Source organism: Bacillus sp. N1(2025), from assembly GCF_053470005.1.
The window spans coordinates 329,284-351,602 of sequence record NZ_JBLTJB010000003.1 but is presented as its reverse complement, the minus strand read 5'-3'; the positions used below and the strand labels follow the sequence as shown (position 1 = coordinate 351,602).

The window sequence follows — 22,319 nt, the reverse complement described above, 5'->3', positions numbered from 1 at the left end:
TCCTTTCATAAAATTTCAAGGCGGTCTCCGTTCGTAATGCCGCAGTCAGATAGCTTTTGTTCTCCGGAAAAAACCGCTTCTTTATTGACCACTCTGATCCAATAGCCTTCACGCGGCGGAACGGATACATGCTGAGCCTGCCGGGCAATATCAATGACTTTTTTCACAGAATGGTAATCTGACAATCTGAGATCGAAGACGCTGCCATTATAATGTGTTAAATCTATTGTAATATCGATATACATATTCATATCACCCTTACATAGAAAGAGCGCCGTCTTCTTGATTGAATCAGGCGCTCCGTTTCTTCATTCATCTTATTATCCGCGAATTTGGTTAGCGATATCTTGGTCAGTAGACTCAAGCGTATTTGCCGTTTGATCGAGCTGATGATTCACATCTTGAAGCAATTCAGACATTTTAATAAATGAAGGTTTCAGCTGCTCATATTGATCTGCAAATGCTTCACTTGAAGCACCTTCCCACATGCTTTTCAAATCAGAAATCATGCGGTTCAGGCGGTCAACCTGATTCATGACTTCCTGACTTTCAACGCCATATTGCTTAGCCATCGCTCTTAGCTCTTCGGGTGTGACACGAATTAATCCAGACATATTCCTTATACCCTCCTGTGTCATCAGCCTAAATATGGGCTAATTCACTTATTTTTTGAACGTCATTATTATAAAAACAACCATTCGGCACAGTCAAACAAATCTGTTTTAATTTTACAAAATGAGTCTTATGATATATTGGATTTTTCGGTATATTTACACATTTTGTAAATGTAGTAGTATGATTTTCTTATTATTTTCGTTTTCATCGAATGATCTTATTGTCCTAGTCTATTTCCCTGCAAAGATGCCTTTCAGTCTGAAAAGCAAGATGGTAAGATCAAGATATGAAGCTATGAAAAAGTAGGGATACAGATGACCAATCCAAAGGATCCATTTAAGTACAGTTTCGACAGGCTTGAAGATGTTGCCGACCATATCAGTGAAGTTCTTCAATGCCCCATTACAATAGAAGACGTTAATCATAAACTGCTTGCATACAGCACGCACAGCGATTGTACAGATCCGGCCCGGACGTCGACGATTATCGGGCGGAGGGTGCCGGAAAAAGTCATCAACAAACTGTGGAAAGACGGAACCATTCCGGCTCTTTTAAAAACAGACCAGCCGATCAAAGTGAAAGAAATTGACGAGGTGGGGCTAAGCAACCGCGTAGCGATTTCCATCTGGAAAAACAGTCAGGTTCTCGGATTTATTTGGGCGCTTGAGATCAAAAAAAAGCTCAATGACGAGGACCTGAAGACACTTCAGCTGGCAGCCAAAGCGGTGCGGAACAAACTTTTGCACCTGCAGATCCGCAAAACGAAAATCGAAGAGCGGGGCCAGGAGTTTTTTTGGAAAATGCTGACCGGCCATATTTATCAGGAAGCCGAGATGGCCGAAGGGTTTCATAAGCTCGGAATGGCGCTGCCGTCCGTGTTCAGCGTCATGATCATCCGTTTACATGATGAGCTGACTGAAAAGACGGAACAGCAGCTGCAATATTTGCAGGAAACGACACAGCAGATTCATGTCATGCTGGCGACTGTCGATTCAAATGAATTAATCTTATTAGCCGCGCCGAAAACCGATCAGCCTTTTAAAGATTTAAAGCACTTCGCCCTTCATATTCAAAAACAGCTGAAGGAACGATATAAAATTGAGGATGCGTCGATTGCGGTCGGCGGTATTTACGAATCGATTTCTTACGTTTACCGCTCCTATCAGGAAGCGCTTTCCGTATTAAAAGCGAAAGAGCGGTTTGTGAGAGAAACCAAACACCTTTTCAGCTTCTCAGAACTCGGCATTTATCAGTACCTGGATGTGTTGGATGAAAAACGCAAGCACAGCGGCTATATGAACTATTCCCTCTCAAAGCTTGAGCAGTATGACAGGGAGCACCAAGCCGATATGGTAAAAACGCTCGAACATTTTATTGATGCCGACAGCAACGTCAACACCGCCGCTAAAGCGCTTAACATCCATGTCAATACATTGAATTACAGGCTGAAAAGAATCAGCCAGATCGCAGAAATCGACTTAAAAAATGTGAATGAAAAGTTTACGATTTACCTTGATATCAAACTTCGCAGCATGGGTTCGTGAAATTTCACAAATCCGTGTTTTTTTATTTTCTGTTTCAAACAAAGAATTTTCGCAAAAATCGCGCTACACTTGAAGCATCACACAAACATTGGGGGAAACAGACATGATTATCGGGGTTCCAAAGGAAATCAAAAACAATGAAAATCGAGTGGCATTAACACCTGGAGGCGTTTCACAGCTTATCGGAAACGGCCATCGGGTTCTTGTGGAATCCGGAGCGGGACTCGGAAGCGGCTTTACAAATGAAGATTACGTATCAGCAGGAGCGGAAATTCTGGAGGACAGAAAGCAAGTATGGGATGCGGAAATGGTCATGAAGGTAAAAGAACCGCTGGCTGAAGAATATGCGTATTTCCGTCAAGGTCTGGTCTTATTCACTTACCTTCATTTAGCTGCAGAGCCGGAATTAGCTAAAGCGCTTACAGAAAAAGGCGTGACAGCTATCGCGTACGAAACGGTAACGGACGGACGTTCCCTTCCGCTGCTTACGCCGATGTCCGAAGTGGCCGGCAGAATGGCCGCTCAAATCGGGGCTCAGTTTCTTGAAAAACCAAAGGGCGGAAAAGGAATTTTATTAGCCGGCGTACCGGGTGTATCCCGCGGAAAAGTCACAATCATCGGAGGAGGCGGCGTCGGAACAAATGCCGCGAAAATGGCTGTCGGACTCGGTGCCGATGTGACAATGATCGATTTGAACGCAGACCGACTGCGTCAGCTTGATGATATTTTCGGGCATCAGATTAAAACATTGATGTCAAACCCTGTAAATATTGCAGATTCCGTCGCGGAAGCGGATCTTCTGATCTGCGCCGTGCTCATCCCGGGAGCCAAAGCGCCGACTCTCGTTACGGAAGAAATGGTTAAACAAATGAAACCGGGTTCCGTCATTGTTGATGTTGCCATCGATCAGGGCGGCATTGTGGAAACCGTTGATCATATTACAACCCACGATAATCCAACTTACGAAAAACACGGCGTCGTTCACTACGCTGTCGCCAATATGCCGGGCGCCGTACCGCGTACGTCTACGCTCGCATTAACGAATGTAACCGTTCCTTACGCGCTTCAAATCGCCAATAAAGGCGCGGCACAAGCCATTGCAGACAGCCCTGCGCTTAAAGCGGGCTTAAATACGGCTAACGGACATGTCACGTATGAAGCGGTAGCCAAAGACTTAGGCTATGACTACGTGCCTGCTGAAAAAGCAATGCAAGGTTCGGCTGCAAAAGCTTAATAGATATGAAGAGGACAGCCTGATCAGCGGGCTGTCCTTTTTTCTTTCTCATAAAAGGAAAAACGGCCCCCTGTCTCGAATATCAATTCATATCCCGGAAGAAAAAGGAGGATTCATATGGCTGTTCAGCACTATGGTGTATTAAAAGGCACTGTGTCAGATATGAAAAGGGAAACAGATGATGATTCTCCGCATTTTCAAGTCGAGGTGCTAGGCGAGCCTGATACGCGCTATCGCTGTGCGATCAATGTCATGTCAAGTTCAAAAGAATCAGAGGTTCTGTATGCGGCACGCGATCATTTTGACGCAAGCGCGATCACCCTGCTGCCCAACATTCCGTATGGATATACCCCAATTGATGAAACCAGCCGTGAGCTGGCGCTGGATTATGTCCGCGGCGGATTGTTTGATCCCCGGAACATGGTGCCCCTCCCGCATGAAGTCACCGGTCCGGATAATGACTTAAATGACTTTATTGAGACGTACATGCAAAAAGCCAAATCAGAAAAAGCCACCGTCTATATTTACGGCTCTAAATTCGGGCCGGAGCCGGGCGCTGATAAGATTTTCGGGTTCAAACCGACAAACGGCATGCATAATATTCATATGAATCAGGGAAACCCAATTGATACACGCTGGAAGAAGGATAACGGAACGTGGCACGACGGCGGTATTTTAATCCAGTTTGCAGACCAGTGGGCCGCGGTCTTTTTGGCTTTTCTGTCTCAGTCATGGTGCACGAATGAAGAAGGCCACCCTTATACATTTTGTGATCATACACAGCTTAACGGCTGATGTCCGCATAAAAAGCCTGCCGAAATAACGGCAGGCTTTTCTTATTACATTTTAGCGGCTTCGGCCTGTTTCAGGCTTTCCGGCCTCATATCACGCCAGTTTGTTTCAATATATTCGAGACAAACGGGGCGGGTTTCATTCGTGAGGCGGGTTTCCCAGCCGTCCGGCACATCCAGATAGGCCGGCCACAGTGAGTACTGGCCTTCAGCATTGACGAGCACATGGTATGAGCCGTCTTCCCGTTCAAATGGATTTGTCATATCATCTCTTTCCTTTCTTTACCGGACTGTACGCCGTCCGTTTAATTTCTCTGCCAGAATCGCGCCGATGTCGGCAAGCGGGCCCGGCTGGCACATATCTTTATGGCGGCAGTCTAAGTCATACCGCTCAATTTTCCCCGTAATATACGGTTTCCAAGTATCCGGCTCAATCGGGTCAAACCACTCCGGAATAATCGTGGATCTGAAGAACAGCACATCTCCGTGGAACGGCTTCGGCTTGTATGTTCCTAACAGCCCGACAGAATTAATGTACGTGTCTTTCAGATTCATCATCACTGACTCGTCCAGGCTGGCTAATGCGCTTCCCTCACGGCGGAGAATGGTCAGCGCGGTGTCAAAATCAAGCGGCTGATCCCCCAGGCTGTCCGGGTCGTACCCTCCCAGGGCAAGCAGCGCAATAACGGCTTCCTCGTCATCAGGCGCATTTTTTATCGGCAGAAAATGATTCGGATACGCGTCAAGCATCACCAAAAGCGAAACCTCTTCACCCCGGCTCTGTAATTGTGTCGCCATGGCCTGAATGACATTCCCTCCGAGAGACCAGCCGAGCAGACGGTACGGCCCTTTCGGCTGCACGGTGCGGATTTTTTCAATATAATCCGCCGCCATGTCATCTAAGCTTTGCGGAAGCGGTTCTTTTTTTCCGATGCCTCTCGCCTGTAAGCCGTATATCGGATAATCAGCCTCTAAAGAAGACATCAGCCCGGCATAACACCAGCTGAGACCGCCGGCCGGATGGACACAGAACAACGGTGTTTCTTCTCCTGCCGTTCTGAGCGGAAGAAGAACATCAAGCGCGCTTGCACCCGTTCCTGACTCAAGTCTTTCAGCAAGGCTTGCCACCGTAGGAGCTTCAAATAATGTTCCGATACTCAGCTCGGCTCCCATCGCTTCCCGAATACGGCTCATTAAATGAACCGCAAGCAAAGAATGGCCGCCTAAATCAAAGAATCTGTCATCAATACCGACACGCGGCAGGTGAAGCACCTCTGCGAACAGCTCACACAGCATTTCTTCCTGCGGCGTTCTCGGTCCCCGGCCGGTGACCTCCGTTTGGAAGTCAGGCGCAGGGAGCGCTTTTCGGTCAAGCTTTCCATTCGGTGTCAGCGGCAGTTCATTCATTTTGACAAAAGCTGACGGAACCATGTAATCCGGCAGGCTTTCTTCGGTAAACCGGCGCATGTCCCCCGTGTCCAAGGTGCTGCCGGCAGATCGGACAAGGTAGGCGGCCAGCCGTTTATCTCCCGGCCGGTCTTCACGGACAACTACGGCAGCATCCTCGACATCCGGATGTTTGACGAGAACCGCTTCGATTTCTCCCAATTCAATCCGGAAGCCGCGGATTTTAATCTGGTGGTCCGCTCTGCCCATATAATCAAGAGAACCGTCCTTCCGCAGGCGGGCTAAATCCCCTGTCCGGTACATTCTCGTTCCCGGCGGGCCGTACGGATCAGCTACAAAGCGTTCGGCGGTCAGGCTTTGCCGCCCTAAGTAACCGCGTGCCACGCCTCCTCCGGCCACATACATTTCGCCCGTGATGCCCGGAGGCACAGGCTCCAGCCGGTCATCAAGCACATATACGTTCAGATCAGGAATGCCGCAGCCGATGAGGCTGTTTGCCTTCAGTTCGGCAATGTTTTTGTCTAATTCAAGGTAACTGACGTGCACCGTCGTTTCCGTAATGCCGTACATATTCACGAGCACCGGCTGATTGTCCGCGTGGCGGCTGTACCAATCCTCAAGCCGGCTCAGCTCAAGCGCCTCGCCGCCGAAGATGATATATCTGAGTGCGAGCTGACGCCCCAGCTCTTTGTGTTCTTTTTCCGCATGCATCAGCTGGTAAAACGCTGACGGCGTTTGGTTAAGTACAGTCACCCGCTCTTTCACGAGGAGATGTAAAAACGCTTCCGGCGATCTGCTGATGTCATGCGGCACGATGACGAGACGTCCGCCGTGAAGCAACGGCCCCCACATTTCCCAGACAGAGAAATCGAAAGCGTAGGAGTGAAACATCGTCCATACATCATCAGAATGAAAGTGATACCAATGCCGCGTCGACTCAAACAGCCTGATAACATTGCTGTGCGGAATGATGACACCTTTCGGCACACCTGTTGATCCCGACGTGTAAATGACATAGGCCGGGTGAAGCGGTGACAGCGGACGAATACGGTCGGCATTCTCAGGGTTCGTGACGGCATATTGCCGAAGTGTTTCCTTGTTCTGCGGATCATCCAAGATGAAGGCCGGCATGCCGCTTTCGATAGAGAGCTTACTTGCGCCTTCACGATTGGTGAGCATAAATACAGGCTTGGCATCATGTAACATAAAAGCGATGCGGTCCGCGGGATAATCAGGATCAAGCGGCAGATACGCTGCCCCCGTCTTCAGGACGGCTAACAGCCCGACAATCATATCTAAAGAACGCGGCAGCGCCAGTGCGACAAACTGCTCCGGGCCGACGCCGCGGGCAATCATCATGTGCGCGAGCTGATTGGCTCTTTCATTCAGCTCTTTATAAGTGAGTCCGCTCTCTTCACATACTGCCGCCGTTTCATCCGATTTTGCGGCGGCCTGTATTTCAAACAATTCAGGCAGTGTCTGCCGAGGCTGAATATGCTGTTTTGCCCGTTTAACCGGCAAAAGCTTCCGGCGCTCTTCATCAGAAAGAATGGTTAAGCTTCCGATTGATTTATCCGGATGTGATACGGCATCTTCGAGCAGAAGAAGCAGGCGTCCGGCAAGTGCTTCAGCCGTTTCTTTTCTGAATAAGTCCGTACTGAACTCCAGCAGGCCTTCAATACCGGCAGGCGTGCCGTCGTCATGGCGCTGTTCAGCCAATTCCAGCGTCAAATCAAATTTGGACGATCCGACACTGCTGATTTGCAGACTTGTTTCCATATCAGGAAGACTGAGTACAGGATCAGGCGTATTTTGGAATGCGAGCATCACTTGGAACAGCGGATGTCTTGACCGGGAACGAACCGGATTCAATTCTTCCACGAGACGTTCAAACGGCACGTCCTGATGTTCATATGCTGCGAGATTCATTTCCCTGACCCTTTCAAGGAGCTCACAAAAGCTCGGATCGCCAGAGGTATCGGTTCTCAGTACGAGTGTATTAATGAACATACCCACAAGGTCTCCCAATGCGTCATCACTGCGGCCGGCTATCGGACTGCCGATCGGAATATCGGTCCCTGCACCGAGCCGGGTCAGTAACGCGGAAAGCCCTGATTGAAGCACCATAAACAGGCTTACGCGCTGATTTCTGGCAAGTGAGAGAAGACGGGCATGAAGCTCTTGGCCAATGTTGACCGGAATGACGCCGCCCCTGTAGCTTGATTCAGCAGGACGCGGAAAATCAGACGGCAGCTCCAGCTGATCCGGTACATTTTCAAGCGTTTTCTTCCAGAAATCCAGCTGGCGCGCGATTAAGCTCTCAGAATCAGACGCGCTGCCTAAAAGCTGCTGCTGCCAAAGCGCATAATCCGCATATTGAACCGCCAGCGGCGCCCATTCTGCTTTTTCACCTGTTTGCCGGGCGATATAGGCTATGGATAAGTCACGCATGAGCGGATTCAAGGACCAGCCGTCACCTGCGATGTGATGCAGGAGAATCATCAGCGTATACTCGCCGTCACCAAGATCAAACAGCTCAGCCCGGACGGCCGGCTCTTTAGCGAGATCAAACCGATATCGTGCCGCAGCGGCAAGCATGTCTTGGAGCTCGTTTTTGTCTGCACGTGTCACTGTAAACACAGGGCGGGCATCTTCAGCAGATAAAATGAGCTGATGAGATGATCCCTTATTTTCCGGAAAAACAGTGCGCAGGCTTTCATGACGGCTGACAACATCGTAAAAGGCGTGTTTCAGCGCTGATTGGTCAAGCTTGCCTGACATGCGGACAATCACCGGAATGTTGTAAGTCGGGCTTGGCCCTTCAAGACAGTAGAGAAACCAAAGACGCAGCTGCGCAAATGACAGCGGGATGTGCTCCGGCCGGTCAAACGGCTTGAGCTTAGGCCGCGCACTCTTTGCGGTGTCAAGCTGTGCGGCGAGCCCGGCAACGGTCGGCGTATCAAACAGACGGCCGATGCCAAGCTCTGCGCCCATCGTCTCCCGGACCCGGCTCATCAGGCGTCCGGCTAAGAGCGAATGTCCGCCCAATTCAAAGAACCCGTCATCAATTCCGACCCGCGCGAGACCGAGAACCTCGGCAAACAGATCGCATAATATTTCCTCCTGCGGCGTCCGCGGCCCTCTGTCAGACAGGACAGCGGAAAAATCAGGTGCAGGCAGAGCGCTGCGATCGAGCTTCTTATTCGGCGTCAGCGGCAATTCTTTCAGCTGTACAAACGCGCCCGGCACCATATAATCCGGCAGGCTTTCGGCCATATATGCACGAAGTCCGCCGATATCAAGGGGCTGATCCGCGACAGCGTAAGCCGCCAGCCGCTTATCTCCCGGCTGGTCTTCACGGACAATGACGGCGGCCTGCGAAATACCCGGGTATTTCGACAGCACTGACTCAATTTCTCCTAATTCTATCCGGAACCCGCGGATTTTAATTTGGTGATCGGCTCTGCTGATATAATCAAGCGAGCCGTCCTCACGCCAGCGCACGAGATCTCCCGTCCGGTACATCCTCGCGCCCGCGGGCCCGTACGGATCGGCAATGAATCTTTCAGCTGTTAAATCAGGACGGTTATAATAACCTCTGGCAAGCCCCTCGCCCGCGATATAAAGCTCGCCCGCGATTCCCGGCGGGACGGGCTGCAATGCGGCGTCCAGCACATATACCCGCGTGTTCCAAATCGGCGTTCCGATCGGAGGCGCCCCCGTATGGTCTTTTGCAAGCGGCTGTGCGGCCGACCAGATTGTTGTTTCAGTCGGCCCGTACAGATTCGTCACCGTACAGCCTGATTCAAGCAGAGCATGCATAAGCGCGTTCGGAAGCGCCTCACCTCCGACAAGCACCCGCAGCGCCCGGAGAGAATCCGGTTCATTGGTGACTAATGAATGCCACAATGTCGGCGTTGCCTGCATGATTGAAATACCGTATGAGTGAATCATGTGCGCAAGCGCCCGCGGTTCCTGAATCGTCTCTTTACGTGCGATGACGCACCCCGCCCCGCTGATGAGCGGAAGGAAGAGCTCAAGTCCGGAAATATCAAACGCCGCAGTCGTAACGGCAAGCAGGCGGTCTTGTTCGCCGAGCGGGAACATTTCCCGCATGGATAAGAGGAAATTGCTTACGCTTTTTAATGTGACGACTACGCCTTTCGGTTTGCCCGTTGAGCCCGATGTATAAATGATATAAGCGGGGTGCAAAGGCGAACATTCCGCCTGAGCGGGACAGTCAGCATTTTGAGCGGCAACGGTTTTTACCGTATCCGGGTCATCGAGAATGATCCTTTTTGCATCACTGTCTTCCGGCATGCGGCCGGATAATTCCATCGTTGTAATCAGGCATGCAGGCTGTGCATCTTTGAGCATGTATGTGATCCGCTCAGAAGGAAAATCAGGATCAAGCGGCAGGTATGCGGCTCCCGTTTTCAAAACGGCCAGCATGCTCACGGCCAACTCCTGTGACCGCGGAAGCAGCAAAGCGGCAAATTGTTCCGGTCCGAGCCCCTTTTCCTTTAGCATGCCGGCAAGCTGGTTCGCGCGCTTGTTCAATTCGGCATAGCTGAGCTCTTCGTTTTCGGTGATGATTGCCGGCCGGTCCGGTGTTTTTACGGCCTGTTCGTAAAACAGCTCCGGCAGACTTTTCTGCTTCTCGGCCTTGCGCGTGTCATTCCAGCTTTCCAGTACGCGGAGACGTTCACTTTCAAGCAGAAGGTTGAGTGTGCCGATTTTTTGTGTCTGGTCTTTCACAGCGGATTCCAACAGAAGCAGGAATCGTTTTTGATGGTTTTCAATATCTTCGGCGCTGTACACTTCCGGATTCGCATCAAAGTCCACACGCATTCCGCTTCCGTCCGCTCTGTCGTAAACGTTAATTGACAAATCATCAACGGGCCCTGCTGATAAATTATGAACGGTGCCCGGCGCTCCGGCGAAATCAAGCGCGTAGTCAAACGGCATCACATTGACTTGCGGGCCGAACAGCCTGCGATTTTCTCCGAGCAATTTAAGGTCGCGGCGCATATCTTCATGGCGGTATTTCTGATGGCGCCGGATGTTTCGGATTTCTTTTGCCACTTGGCTGACGGCCTCATGAAAATTCATATCCGGGCGAAGAGAAAGCCGTAAAGGCATAAGATTCATGACCATACTCGGAATATTCAGTGAAATCGAGCCGATCCGCCCCATCATCGGTAAGCCGAGTACGATATCCCCCGCGTTTGTCATCCGATGGACATATACCGCCGCTGCGGCCGTGACGGCTTCATGCCAGTTCGGAATCGCTTTTACATGCTGTAAAGCCGTTTCAGAAAGATAAGCCGTGCTTCTCCGAAAACGTGTTGACGTTCTCGGCGCTCTTTCCGCCAAACTGACGACATCAGGTTCATCCGCAAATTTCTCCATCCAAAATTCCCGATCTTTCAGGAATTGATCAGACGCGCGGTACTCTTGATCTTCTTTTACCAGATCCTCCAAAGAACCGAAGGAGCGCCCGTTATCCGGACGTCCCTCCCGTATTGCGGTGTACACTTGCGCCGTACGCCGTGCCAGCAGTGAAAAACCGTAGCCGTCTATCGCAATGTGGTGAATGCGCTGATACCAGAAAAAGCGTTCCGGTCCCGCCTGAAATAAAATGTCGCGGAACAAAGGCCCGGCCGCCATATCGACAGGCTCATCCAAATCTGTCTGCATGAGTCTGAGTGCGGCCTGCTTCGGATCAGCTTCTGAACTCACATCTATGACATCGATCGCAGCCTCAAATGGAGGATTGATGATCTGCTTCGGCCCGTCTGCCCCCTCCTCGAAGCGGGCGTGTAATGACGCGGCTTCTGTCAGCACGCGTTCGAGAGCGGTTTTAAATATGTTCACATCGATCGCGCCGTCTATCTCAACGTACTCGCCTGTATTGTAAATCGGATTATCAGGATCAAGCTGCTGCGCAAACCAGATACCGGCCTGTGCGCCTGTCAGAGGCAGCTGTTGTGTATCATGCATTCTATTCTCTCCCTTTATAAATAATCTGCGTTCGGCAAGACTTTTTGAGATCGGGAAGAAAGAAGTCTCCACCACTCTTCCAGCGTCGGGTTCTCCGCCAGTTCCACAAACGTCACTTCAGCTCCGTCACGGCGCCATTGTTCGACAAGGCTCATGATTCTGACGGAGTCAAGACCTCTATCCAGCAGGTCTTCATGATCCGGAATATCAGACGGTGATTCTTGAAGAATCGCCGCAATTTGTTCCCGCACCCGGTCTTTTGTCAATACGGCGGAAGCCTTCTCTTCTCCTTCAGAAACCGGCGCGCCGCCCAGCAGCTCCAGTACTTCGTTTGTCAAAGCCGTGTAAGCGCAGCGCTGAGACGCATATTCGATGGCCATCTTATGTTTTTCCGAAGAAAAATCAGCCACGGCGTCTCCGATAAAGAAGCTTTGGATATCATCCATAAATGCTTCACAGGCTGTGACGAGACAGCCGATGTGTGCATAAATTCCCGTAATCATGAGCTGGTCTCTGCCGCTTTCACGCATGATGTCAAGGAGATTCGTCCGTTTAAACGCGCTGTATCTCCACTTTGTGAGGACAATGTCCTGATCATCCGGGGCAAGCTCCGGAATGACCTTTTCTTCATAAGGCCCGCTTTTTAGCCCCGGCCCCCAAAAATCCGTCAGCAGCGCGCGGTCCGCCGGGTCTTGGCTGCCCGGCTGCGCGGTATACACCACCGGAATGCCGAGTGCTTTGCATTGCTCTTTTATTTTTTTGATATTCTGAGCCGCCTCCGTGATCGGAGCCTCACCTTTCGCAAAAGCATCGACGAAATAATTCTGCATGTCATGGATCAGAAGCACCGCGCGTTTCGGATTCAGCGTCCACGATACTTTATTTTCAGGCATATCTGACGCTGTCGGCAGCGCATATGCGGGAATAGACGGTATAGCCAATGTAAACACTTCCTTTTTTTAAGATTGTTTGATTTCAGCCGGCTTTACTTTTTGGGCGATCGTTTCGCGAAGATCCTTTTTACTGACCTTGCCGACGCCGGTTTTCGGGAAAGAAGCGATAAATTCAATCCGGTCGGGGATTTTATATGCCGCCAATCCGCGCTCACGTAAAAATGCTTTCAGCTCTCCCGGTTTCGGCGCTTCTCCTTTCGGGATGACGAACACACAGGATCTCTCCCCGAGAAAATCATCCGGCATTGAAACCATGGCCGCATCATGAACGGCAGGATGCGCAAGAAGGTGATTTTCCACCTCCTCAGCGGCTATTTTTTCACCGCCCCGATTGATTTGATCTTTCGCACGTCCTTCGACGATGATATAGCCGTCCGCCGTCAGTTTGACGATATCGCCGGTCTGATAAAATCCATCGGCTGTGAATGATCTTTCATTATGTTCAGGCGCTTTATAATATCCGCGAATCGTGTAAGGGCCGCGTGTAAACAAATGTCCCGCTTCACCGGGGGCGACATCCCGCCCGTCATCGTCTAAAACCCTGACCTCATCAAAAGGTGACATCGGTCTGCCTTGCGTATTGACAATGATCTCTTCAGGATCATCCAGTCTCGTATAATTCACCAATCCTTCCGCCATTCCGAAAACCTGCTGAAGGGTGCATCCGAAAGCGCTCTTCACGCGGCGGGCCGCCTCAGCGCTGAATTTGGCGCCTCCCACCTGCAGCACTTGAAGGCTTGATAAATCATCACTTCGCGAACCGGATGCGTCCATCCACACCATCGCAAGCGGCGGGACGAGCGCTGTAATTGTGACACGTTCTTTTTCAATTAACGGGAAGCAGTCATCCGGACTCGGCGTCGGTGACAGAACAACCCGGCCTCCGGCATATAAAGTTCCCAGCACACCTGGCGAGCTGAGCGGATAATTATGCGCTGTCGGCAGAGCGGCCAAATAAACGCTGTGATGATCCAAGCCGCATATTTCCGCGCTGATGCGCAAACTGTATATGTAATCGTCGTGTGTTCGCGGAATCAGCTTGGACAGCCCCGTACTGCCTCCTGAAAGCTGTAAAAAGGCGACTTCCGCCGGGCTTATATCTTCCAGCTGAACCGGCCCTCTATGCAGGCTGCTCAGTTCTTGAAACTCTTCAGCTTCGCCGGCCACAATGACATGCGCCAAATCCGGAAGTTTGTCTTTCACCTGTCTGGCAAGCGCTCTGTAATCAAACCCTGAATGCATATCAGGAATGATGTATGCTTTCGCCTCTGCAAACTCGCAGAAATACGTAATCTCACTGCTTCTATGAGAAGGCAGCGCGAAAACGGGCAGTGCTCCGAGCCGGAACAACGCGAAAATCACTTCAAAAAACTCAGCGATATTCGGCAGCTGAACGACAACGCGGTCTTCCTTTTGAATTCCAAGCTTATGCAGTCCCGCCGCTAAACGATCGGCCCTTTCATCTAATTCTTTGTAAGTCCAATGTACATCTTTACACGTCACGGCAGTTTGATTTCCGTATAAAGCCGCGCGCTCTTTCAGCATTCCTCCGAACGTCTCACCCTTCCAGCAGCCGTCTTTTCGGTATTTGTCAGCCCATTCTTCCGGCCATGGCGTAAATCCAGTCAGCACGATCCGTTCCCTCCTTTTTTACAACTCATCTTGGTAAAGCCCCATCGCCCGGAGCATGGTGCGGAATTTGGCCGAGGTCTCGTCCAGTTCATCCTGCGGCTTTGATCCGGCGACAATCCCGGCACCCGCAAAGAGCCGGAGAGACCTTGTTTCCGCTTCGGCGCAGCGGAGTGCGATAATCCATTCTCCGTCACCCTCAGCATCACACCAGCCCGCCATTCCCGTGTAGAAATTGCGGTCAAACGGCTCAATATCCTGAATTGCTTCTCTCGCCGCATCCGTCGGCGTTCCGCATACCGCGGGTGTCGGATGCAGGGCGATGGCCAGCTCAAGTGATGTCGTTGACGGATCACGCAGCTCTCCCTTTACCTCGGTGGACAGGTGCCACATCGCCTCAGTTTTAATGAGTGACGGTTTTTCCGGCACATCAAGCACACGGCAGAACGGTTTAAGGGCGGCGGCCACGGCGGCCACGACTACGGCATGTTCATGCAGATCTTTTGCTGATTGCAGCAGTTCTTCCGCTCTTCTCTGATCCTCGGCGGGATCTGTGCTGCGAGGTCTGGAACCTGCCAGCGGATTGGACAGAATCGATGTTCCGTTTTTGGACAGCAGCAGTTCAGGACTTGCGCCGAAAAGCGTTTTTCTTGTTTCTGACGTTCCCGTCACATCCGCAGCGAATGTATAGCCGCGCGGGTTGTGCTGCGCCAAATGCTTGACGGCCTGAGGAATGTCGATATCCTTTTCAGCGGTCAGATGAAGCGTCCTTGACAGCACGATTTTGCTGAGCGGACCGTCCGTAATGTTGAATACGCCTTGTTCCACACCGCTCATAAAGCCCTCAGGCTCCGGAACGGGACGGATGTCATATGTATTGGATTGCGGCTTTTCTGCGGAAGATTCCGCAAACGAAAGCGGGCCTGCCGTATGGACATTCTTCGGTACAAAAAGCCGGGAAGCTTTTCTGCCGTCAAAAGGAATGGCGCCGGCCGCAATCGGATGTTTGATGCCGGCTTGCTTTGCCTCAAGAAGCGTCTGTCTCACGCGTTCAGGCAGTGAATCCAGCTGATTTTCCGCGTCTGTATCAGGCACTTCCGCACACATTCCTTCCGCAAGCATCGTACTTTTCGGGGAAGCTAAAAAGAACGCCCCGGGCTTGTAAGCGTCCAGCACCTCTTTTGCTGACACTTCCGCCAATAAATGTTGATTTGTCATGTTTGTCCCTCCTTCTCGTTAAATCAAACGCCTAAAGTAGCGCCGCCATCAACGCATAAATCATGCATCGTAATATGGTTTGCCTGTTCAGAAGCCAGAAACAAAATGGCATTTGCAATATCAGAAGGCTTCGCAAGCTTTTGAAGCGGAATTCCCGTTTTATATGTATCAAGCGAACCTCTGATGACGTCCCGGGCTCCGTTCTCGTCCTGCCACAGCGCCCGCTGCATGTCGGTTTCCGTTGAACCCGGAGATACGATGTTGCAGCGGATATGATGGGCAGCAAGCTCCAGTCCGAGGCATTTCGTAAACATGGCGGCAGCCGCTTTTGACGCCGCATAAGCCGCCATGGAAGCACGCGGAACGCCGGCTGCATTCGAACCGACCGTAACGATGGCGCCTTTTTGACGCTCAATCATGTACCGGCTTACAGCCCGCGATACATGAAATACGCCGGTCGTATTAACAGAAAATGTTTGATCCCAATCTTCATCACTGAGGGATTGCACCGGACCCGGCCGCAGCACGCCCGCAACGTTCGCCAATATTTCAATAGGCCCCATGTCGCGTTCAACGGCGGCGATGATATCATTGACAGCCGCACTGTCAGATACATCTGCGGCAAACCCCTGCGCCTGCACGCCTTTTTTCCGAAGTCTGTCAGTAAGCCCGAGAAGCAGGTCTTCATTTGTATCTATAGCTGCCACATTTACGCCTTGTTCAGCAAGGGCAAGCGCTGTTGCTTCTCCGATGCCTTGAGCGGCGCCGGTGACAACGGCCGTTTTCCCTTTCATTCCCAATGCGTCCATATTATCATTCCCTTTCTATATTGATAATGATTATCATTATCAATTATGATTCAAGACAATCATATCCAAATCAAAACACGCAGTCAATTAGAAAATTAGAATCAGCCGCATTTAGTTCGAAGGGCCTGTTTTTTCTCATGCGGGAGAATACGGGGTATGCGGCCCTCCCGGATTCAGGCAGAAACGCAGTGCCCTGCTGATTAAAACGGGCAGGACAGAAATATGGCCCTCTCCTTCAAACTCGCTGTATTCAGCACGGACTCCATCATCTTCAAACCCGCATAATAAAGAGTACAGCGCCTCTGCGTGCTGCGGGATTCTGCTTTTATGTGTTTTTTCAATTTCTCCCGCAGCCAGCAATACGCTGACTTGAAGATTTTCCGCAGAGAGCCGGTCTGACAAACGTTCCGCTTTTTCCTGAATAAAACGCTTGTTCCAGTGAATTGACGGACTCCCGGCAACATAGGTCTGAAACATGTCCGGCCTCGTCAAAAGCACTTGCAGCACAAAAAGACCGCCCAGCGAATGGCCGAAAATCGTCTGCCTGCCTCTGTCGATCGGATAATCCCGCTCCATCGCGGGCTTTACTTCTTCTTCTATAAACTCCAGAAATGCTTCCGCCCCTCCCTGTTCGGGCCATGCCGCGCCGCGCGGATGCACCGGCAGTTCTGATTCAGAAAGCGGCATCGTAAAATCACTGTGACGTTCGGCGGAAAACGGCTGATCTGTCGGGTAGCCGATTCCGACAATCACCGCCGGAACAACGCCTGTTTTTTCAGGCCGTCGGCTTTGCACCCGCAAAGCTTCGGCCATTGTGCCGAACACGGAATTCGCATCGAGCAGGTATATGACGGGGAAGCCGGATGCAGGCGGTTCTTCCTGAGGAAAAGAGGCAAAGATACGATACGTACGGCCTCCTTTTGAGCGCATTTCTCTTACTTCTGTGCCCGGAACCGCGTATCGGCCGGCCGGCGCGAAACCCCGCTTTATTTGTTTTCCGTCCATTATGTGTTCATCCCCTTTGCGGCAATTGCTTTATCTATGCTTATTGATAATGATTTTCAATATCAAAAGACACCTCAAATAATAGGTTTTTTGCCAAACAAAGTCAATGGATTTTTGATATAAAAAAAGCACCTTATTTCAATAAGGTACCTAAGAACTATATCGTGATAGGAGGCTTAATCCCATGTAAAGCGCTCATTCTTCCATGGATCTCCCCTCATATGGTAGCCGTTTTTCTCCCAGAAGCCGGGGTGGTTTTCCTTTGTGAACTGAATGCCGCGCAGCCATTTGGCGCTTTTCCAAAAATAAAGATGGGGGAAAACGCCTCTGAGCGGATAGCCGTGCTCTGGCGTTAACGGCTCGCCGTTATGCGCATATGCCAGCAGGGATGTTTCCCGCGTAAAATCAGAAAGCGGCAGGTTGGCCGTCCAGCCCTCTTCAGCGTGCAGAATGACGAATCCCGCTTCTTTGTGCACGCCCGCTTTCTCAGCGATGTCTTTGGCGCGTATTCCCTTCCAGATATTATCAAGACGGGACCAGCCCGTGACGCAATGAATATCATTTTTCACTTCGGCTTCCGGAAAGGCTTTGATATCTTCAAAGCTTAACAGCATAGGACGGTCAACAAGTCCGTACACTTGCAGATTCCATTTTGACATATCTTCATAATAAGGAACATTTCCGGCGTGAAGCACGGGAAACTTCGTTGTGACATTTTGGTTTGGCGGAATCCGTTCCGACTGTTTTGTTTGTTTCGTTTTCCCAAAAAACATATGGCTCCCTCCATTTAGTAAACCTGCATTAAATCTTTGTTGACAATCAATCACCCTTCGATTACGCTAATCTGGTACAAGTGTAAGGGGGAAAAACAAATGAAACAACGCAACCTTCGCGCGGGCGATATGGCGCTTATCGGCATGTTTGCCGCACTGATGGCCGTCGGCGCCAACATTACATCAATGGCTCCTTTTTTGCAAGTTGCGGGAATTCCGTTATCGCTGCAGCCTTTCTTTTGTCTGTTAGCCGCGATGCTTCTCGGCGCCAGACGGGCAGCCATTGCAATGACGGTATACGCATTGGCCGGACTCGCGGGTGCGCCTGTTTTCGCTCAATTCTCAGCAGGCTTTGCGCCGTTTATCGGAAAGAGCGGCGGATTTATTCTCGCTTACATCCCGGCGGCATTTGCAGCCGGATGGCTGCTGGAAAAAACAAAAAAACCCGGCCGCCTGCATTATGCATGGGCCTCTTTGATCGGTACCGCCGTCATTTATATCATTGGCACGACCTATACGTATATTGCGCTGAAATTATGGCTTCATGCTCCGATCAGCTACGGAATGGCCTGGTTTTACATGATATGGTTTTTCATAAAAGATATCGTTTTAGCACTGTTACTGGCATCAATCGCGCCTGCCGTTTACAGGTCTATTCATAAAGCGACGGGGTTCAGCAGAAATCCGGCGTAAGATGTTCTCAGCATACAAAAAGGCTCCCCTTTCCGGGAGCCTTTTTTTACAGGACAAGCGCGGCAATCCAGCCGAATATCACAAGCGGAATGTTATAGAAAATAAATGTCGGTACGCACGTATCCCAAATGTGGTGGTGCTGTCCGTCGGCGCTTAGGCCTGACGTCGGGCCGAGCGTACTGTCACTTGCAGGAGAACCCGCATCGCCGACCGCGGCGGCCGCTCCGATTACGGCGATCGTCGCCATCGGGCTGAATCCGAGCTGAGCGCACAGCGGAACGAATATGGTCGTAATGACGGGTACGGTTGCAAATGATGATCCGATTCCCATCGTGATTAACAAACCGACCACCAGCATCAGGAGCGCGCCTACTGATTGGCTGTGGCCGATAAAGCCTGTTGATGCTTTGACCAAGGAAGCCACATCGCCCGTTTTATTCAATACATTTGAAAAACCGGCCGCAACAAGCATGACAAACCCGATAAAAGCCATCAGAATCATGCCGTCCGTGATCAGCTTATCCGCTTCATTGCGCTTCATGACTCCGCTGATAAACAGCGTAAACAAGCCGGCAAGCGCGCCCATGATCATACCTTCCACTCCGAGCACTTGTGACAGATAGAGCTGAACGGCAAGCGACACGGCAATGGAGATCAAGGCGATGGCAATGCTTTTTTTCGTATAAGGAGAAGACGATAGTCCGGCAATCTCCTTCGTCTCATATTTCTTCGGTTTCCGGAAGACGATGACGGCTAAAATTAAACCGACCGCCATCCCGGCCGTCGGGATGATTAAAGCATACGGGATATCACTGAGCGGCACCTTTAAACCGGCTGACGCCATATTATCTCTTAGCATCCCCTGGAAAATCTGTCCGAATCCGACAGGCAGAACGATATACGGCGCAGTCAGTCCGAATGTCATCACACACGCGATCAGCCTGCGGTCTATTTCAAGTTCATTAAATATTTTTAAAAGCGGCGGAATCAATACAGGAATAAACGCAATGTGAACGGGCACCACGTTTTGCGAGAAACAGGATATGATTAAAATAATCAGTACGATTAACACTTTTGACAGTGCTTTTTTCCGCGAATCTTCCTTTTTTCCGATTAGTTTGACAGACGCTTCCACCATTGCATCGGGAAGCCCCGTCTTTGTCAGCGCCGCGGCAAATGCTCCGAGCAGCGCGTAGCTGACCGCGACGGTGGCATTTCCGCCGAGACCGTCCGTAAAAGCCTTCACCGTCTCTCCGAGGCCTAAGCCGCCGGTCAGCCCGCCGGCAAGCGCGCCGATCATTAAAGCTATAATAATATTGACACGCAGCAGGCTTAAGACGAGCATGAGCAATACTGCGACAACAACAGCATTCATTGATGAGTCCCTCCAAAAATCCTTTAGTTTGCTAATGTAGTAGATAATTAAAGTTACCATATATTCTGCGCTTTAGTCAACTAAAGATTTTGGAAATCAAAAAACCCGCTGCATCAAGGCAGCGGGCTGCTGTTATCTTTCGGGCGTAAAGCGCTCAGTCAAAACAGCCAACGTCCTTGCCATGACGCCTGTTGCGCCGGCAGGGCCGAAGCATGTCGCTTTATTCGCCGTTGCGGTTCCCGCAATATCGAGATGAACCCACGGCGTGTTTTCCGCGAATTCACCAATGAATGCCCCCGCCATAATCGCGTGGCCTTCTCTTCCCGGAGAATTGTTCAAATCAGCCATCTGACTGTTTCTCACCCGTTTTTTATCCTTTTCTGTAATCGGAAGCTGCCAGATCGGCTCGCCGGATTCTTTCGCCGATTCCGCCACCTGTTCATAAAACGCGGCGTGATTAGTCATAGCGCCCGTCATTTCGTTCCCTAAGGCGACAATGACACCGCCCGTTAACGTTGCGACGTCTACGAGTACAGAGGCTCCGTGCTGCTTGGCGTATGTGATGCCGTCGGCAAGCACGAGACGCCCTTCCGCATCGGTGTTCAGGATCTCAATGGTTTTTCCGCTGAGCGAAACGATGACATCATCCGGCTTCATCGCATCGGACGAAATCATGTTGTCCGTAGACGGTATGACGGCGAGCACGTTTTGTTCAGGCCGCAGTTCGCCGATAATCTCCATCGCGCCCAATACCGAAGCGGCTCCTCCCATATCGCTTTTCATGCCGACGATGCCGGTTTTCGGCTTAATTGAATATCCGCCCGTATCAAAGGTAATTCCTTTACCGACCAGGCCGATGACGTCTTCCCACTGATCTTTGCCCTGATACTTCAGAACGATCATTTTCGGCGGTTCGGATGAGCCCTTGTTAACGGCAAGCAGCCCGCCCATGCCGAGCTCTTCCATTTCATCTTTTTCTAAAATTTCACACTCGAAATCGTATTTCGCCGCAAGCTCGGCGGCATATGACGCCAAATCAGTGGCCGTCAGCATATTACCCGGCATATTCACAAGCGTGCGGGCTGAATTCGTCCCTTGGCCGTATGCCGCGCCGACGTTCAGGCCGGCCTGCACTTCCCTCAGGTCTTCTTCGGTCACGGCGCAGACTGATTTCAGTTCCTGATCCGGCTCATTCGATTTATGTTTATAATCCTGCACTTCGTAAACCGCAAGCAGACAGCTTTCTGAAAGCGCATGAGCGGCATCGGCGGCAGGCACTTCACCGGAGACGAATGTATCGAGCAACACGGATACTTCCTGTTTTTTATCTTGATGAACCTGCTGAAATACTCGTGCAAAGCATTCTTTCGTATCTTCAAACGAATAATCCGCTTCTCTTCCCAGGCCGATAAAATAAATACGTTTCATACCGGTCGCAGCCGGAGGGTATACTTTTGATACACGATTGCGTTTGGCGGACACATCACCATCCTTTAACAGCTGGGTCAGATGACCGTCCAATTTATCATCCAATTCCTTCGTAAATCTGTTCAGCGTGCTTTTTTGAAAAAGACCGATGACCAGTGTTTCGGGATGCCGCAGTTGATCAGATGCATAAAACATGAGTACACACTCCTTATGTGGGTATTTGTTATGTAAAGTGGTATAATGAAAAAACATTTTTCATTGATTTTATTTTACCAAACTAAGGGCGTTTTCTGCAGTTTTTCGATGCGATCGGAATCAGCAGATACAGAAAGGATGTCGCATATGGATGTACTTATGAATTTTCCTTTACTGGCGAGTTTTGCCGCCATTATTTTTGCCCAAGTTGTAAAAGTGCCTATTCAATTTATCGTATCCAAAAAACTTGACTGGTCTCTTGTGACGAGCACAGGTGGCATGCCGAGCTCCCATTCCGCCGCCGTCACCGCGCTGTCAACCGGAGTCGCTTTGGAACAGGGACTGGACTCGCCCCTGTTTGCAGTCGCCGCGATTTTCGCCGTCATTACGATGTTCGACGCTACAGGTGTCAGGCGGCATGCGGGTGAACAGGCGACGGTCATTAATAAACTGGTCATCGACTTTAATCGGTTTGTCAGCGAAGCGAAGGACTTTCAGAAAGCGGAAGAGAAGGAAAAACAGAAGAAACTGAAAGAACTGCTCGGCCATCAGCCGATTGAAGTGTTCTTCGGCGGCGTCACCGGTATTGTGCTGACATTGATTTTAGATTATTTCTTTATGTAAAAAACGCTTCAGCGGACGCTGAA

At 50.7% G+C, this 22,319-nt stretch carries 17 protein-coding genes; 5 read left to right on the top strand and 12 right to left on the bottom strand.

The genetic code is table 11. The features are described from left to right. Nucleotides 1-5: 5 nt before the first annotated feature. Both ACNFN4_RS09550 and ACNFN4_RS09545 read right to left on the bottom strand, forming a co-directional pair. Nucleotides 6-245: an EsaB/YukD family protein gene (locus tag ACNFN4_RS09550; protein ID WP_007408690.1), complete on the bottom strand. Its 240-nt coding sequence runs from the start codon at nt 243-245 to the stop codon at nt 6-8. A gap of 75 nt (nt 246-320) precedes the next feature. Further along, complete coding sequence (locus ACNFN4_RS09545) at nt 321-614, bottom strand: WXG100 family type VII secretion target (protein ID WP_015418116.1); 294 nt, start codon at nt 612-614, stop codon at nt 321-323. A gap of 315 nt (nt 615-929) precedes the next feature. Between ACNFN4_RS09545 and ACNFN4_RS09540 the strand changes: the two genes are divergently transcribed. From ACNFN4_RS09540 to ACNFN4_RS09530, 3 genes are all read left to right on the top strand, one after another. Continuing rightward, nucleotides 930-2,159: a PucR family transcriptional regulator gene (locus ACNFN4_RS09540; protein WP_014418775.1), complete on the top strand. Its 1,230-nt coding sequence runs from the start codon at nt 930-932 to the stop codon at nt 2,157-2,159. Nucleotides 2,160-2,262: 103 nt separating this feature from the next. Next, a complete protein-coding gene (ald, locus tag ACNFN4_RS09535; protein ID WP_003152011.1) occupies nt 2,263-3,393 on the top strand; it encodes an alanine dehydrogenase in 1,131 nt (376 codons plus the stop codon). 117 nt (nt 3,394-3,510) lie between these two features. Next, nucleotides 3,511-4,188 carry a YukJ family protein gene (locus tag ACNFN4_RS09530; RefSeq protein ID WP_007613467.1) on the top strand — a complete coding sequence of 226 codons (678 nt, stop codon included), beginning with the start codon at nt 3,511-3,513 and terminating at the stop codon, nt 4,186-4,188. A 44-nt stretch (nt 4,189-4,232) separates the two neighbouring features. On the opposite strand, the gene ACNFN4_RS09525 is transcribed toward ACNFN4_RS09530, so the two are convergent. The 8 genes from ACNFN4_RS09525 to ACNFN4_RS09490 form a co-directional block, all read right to left on the bottom strand. Next, nucleotides 4,233-4,448 carry an MbtH family protein gene (locus ACNFN4_RS09525; RefSeq protein ID WP_007408694.1) on the bottom strand — a complete coding sequence of 72 codons (216 nt, stop codon included), beginning with the start codon at nt 4,446-4,448 and terminating at the stop codon, nt 4,233-4,235. An 18-nt stretch (nt 4,449-4,466) separates the two neighbouring features. Further along, the gene (locus ACNFN4_RS09520; protein WP_448200134.1) at nt 4,467-11,594 is read right to left on the bottom strand and encodes an amino acid adenylation domain-containing protein; all 7,128 of its coding nucleotides are present in this window, start codon (nt 11,592-11,594) and stop codon (nt 4,467-4,469) included. Between the two features lie 14 nt (nt 11,595-11,608). Further along, nucleotides 11,609-12,535: an isochorismatase gene (locus ACNFN4_RS09515; protein WP_021495375.1), complete on the bottom strand. Its 927-nt coding sequence runs from the start codon at nt 12,533-12,535 to the stop codon at nt 11,609-11,611. 18 nt (nt 12,536-12,553) lie between these two features. After that, nucleotides 12,554-14,179 carry a (2,3-dihydroxybenzoyl)adenylate synthase gene (locus tag ACNFN4_RS09510; protein WP_448200133.1) on the bottom strand — a complete coding sequence of 542 codons (1,626 nt, stop codon included), beginning with the start codon at nt 14,177-14,179 and terminating at the stop codon, nt 12,554-12,556. Between the two features lie 18 nt (nt 14,180-14,197). Beyond that, on the bottom strand, nt 14,198-15,394 hold the full coding sequence (dhbC, locus tag ACNFN4_RS09505; RefSeq protein ID WP_095273340.1) for an isochorismate synthase DhbC: 1,197 nt from the start codon (nt 15,392-15,394) through the stop codon (nt 14,198-14,200). 23 nt (nt 15,395-15,417) lie between these two features. Beyond that, nucleotides 15,418-16,203 (bottom strand): 2,3-dihydro-2,3-dihydroxybenzoate dehydrogenase, encoded by a 786-nt coding sequence (locus ACNFN4_RS09500; protein WP_448200132.1) that lies wholly within the window; start codon nt 16,201-16,203, stop codon nt 15,418-15,420. A 135-nt stretch (nt 16,204-16,338) separates the two neighbouring features. Further along, complete coding sequence (locus ACNFN4_RS09495) at nt 16,339-17,208, bottom strand: alpha/beta hydrolase (RefSeq protein WP_014418781.1); 870 nt, start codon at nt 17,206-17,208, stop codon at nt 16,339-16,341. Nucleotides 17,209-17,384: 176 nt separating this feature from the next. Further along, the gene (locus ACNFN4_RS09490; RefSeq protein WP_029973805.1) at nt 17,385-17,981 is read right to left on the bottom strand and encodes a sulfite oxidase-like oxidoreductase; all 597 of its coding nucleotides are present in this window, start codon (nt 17,979-17,981) and stop codon (nt 17,385-17,387) included. 99 nt (nt 17,982-18,080) lie between these two features. Here ACNFN4_RS09490 and ACNFN4_RS09485 point away from each other — a divergent pair, with 99 nt between their 5' ends. Beyond that, a complete protein-coding gene (locus ACNFN4_RS09485) occupies nt 18,081-18,674 on the top strand; it encodes a biotin transporter BioY (RefSeq protein WP_007408702.1) in 594 nt (197 codons plus the stop codon). A 46-nt stretch (nt 18,675-18,720) separates the two neighbouring features. On the opposite strand, the gene ACNFN4_RS09480 is transcribed toward ACNFN4_RS09485, so the two are convergent. Both ACNFN4_RS09480 and ACNFN4_RS09475 read right to left on the bottom strand, forming a co-directional pair. Further along, nucleotides 18,721-20,049: a Na+/H+ antiporter NhaC family protein gene (locus ACNFN4_RS09480; RefSeq protein ID WP_022553722.1), complete on the bottom strand. Its 1,329-nt coding sequence runs from the start codon at nt 20,047-20,049 to the stop codon at nt 18,721-18,723. Nucleotides 20,050-20,181: 132 nt separating this feature from the next. After that, nucleotides 20,182-21,672: a leucyl aminopeptidase gene (locus ACNFN4_RS09475; protein ID WP_448200131.1), complete on the bottom strand. Its 1,491-nt coding sequence runs from the start codon at nt 21,670-21,672 to the stop codon at nt 20,182-20,184. A 147-nt stretch (nt 21,673-21,819) separates the two neighbouring features. Here ACNFN4_RS09475 and ACNFN4_RS09470 point away from each other — a divergent pair, with 147 nt between their 5' ends. Next, complete coding sequence (locus ACNFN4_RS09470) at nt 21,820-22,296, top strand: divergent PAP2 family protein (RefSeq protein WP_021495380.1); 477 nt, start codon at nt 21,820-21,822, stop codon at nt 22,294-22,296. Nucleotides 22,297-22,319 lie beyond the last annotated feature (23 nt).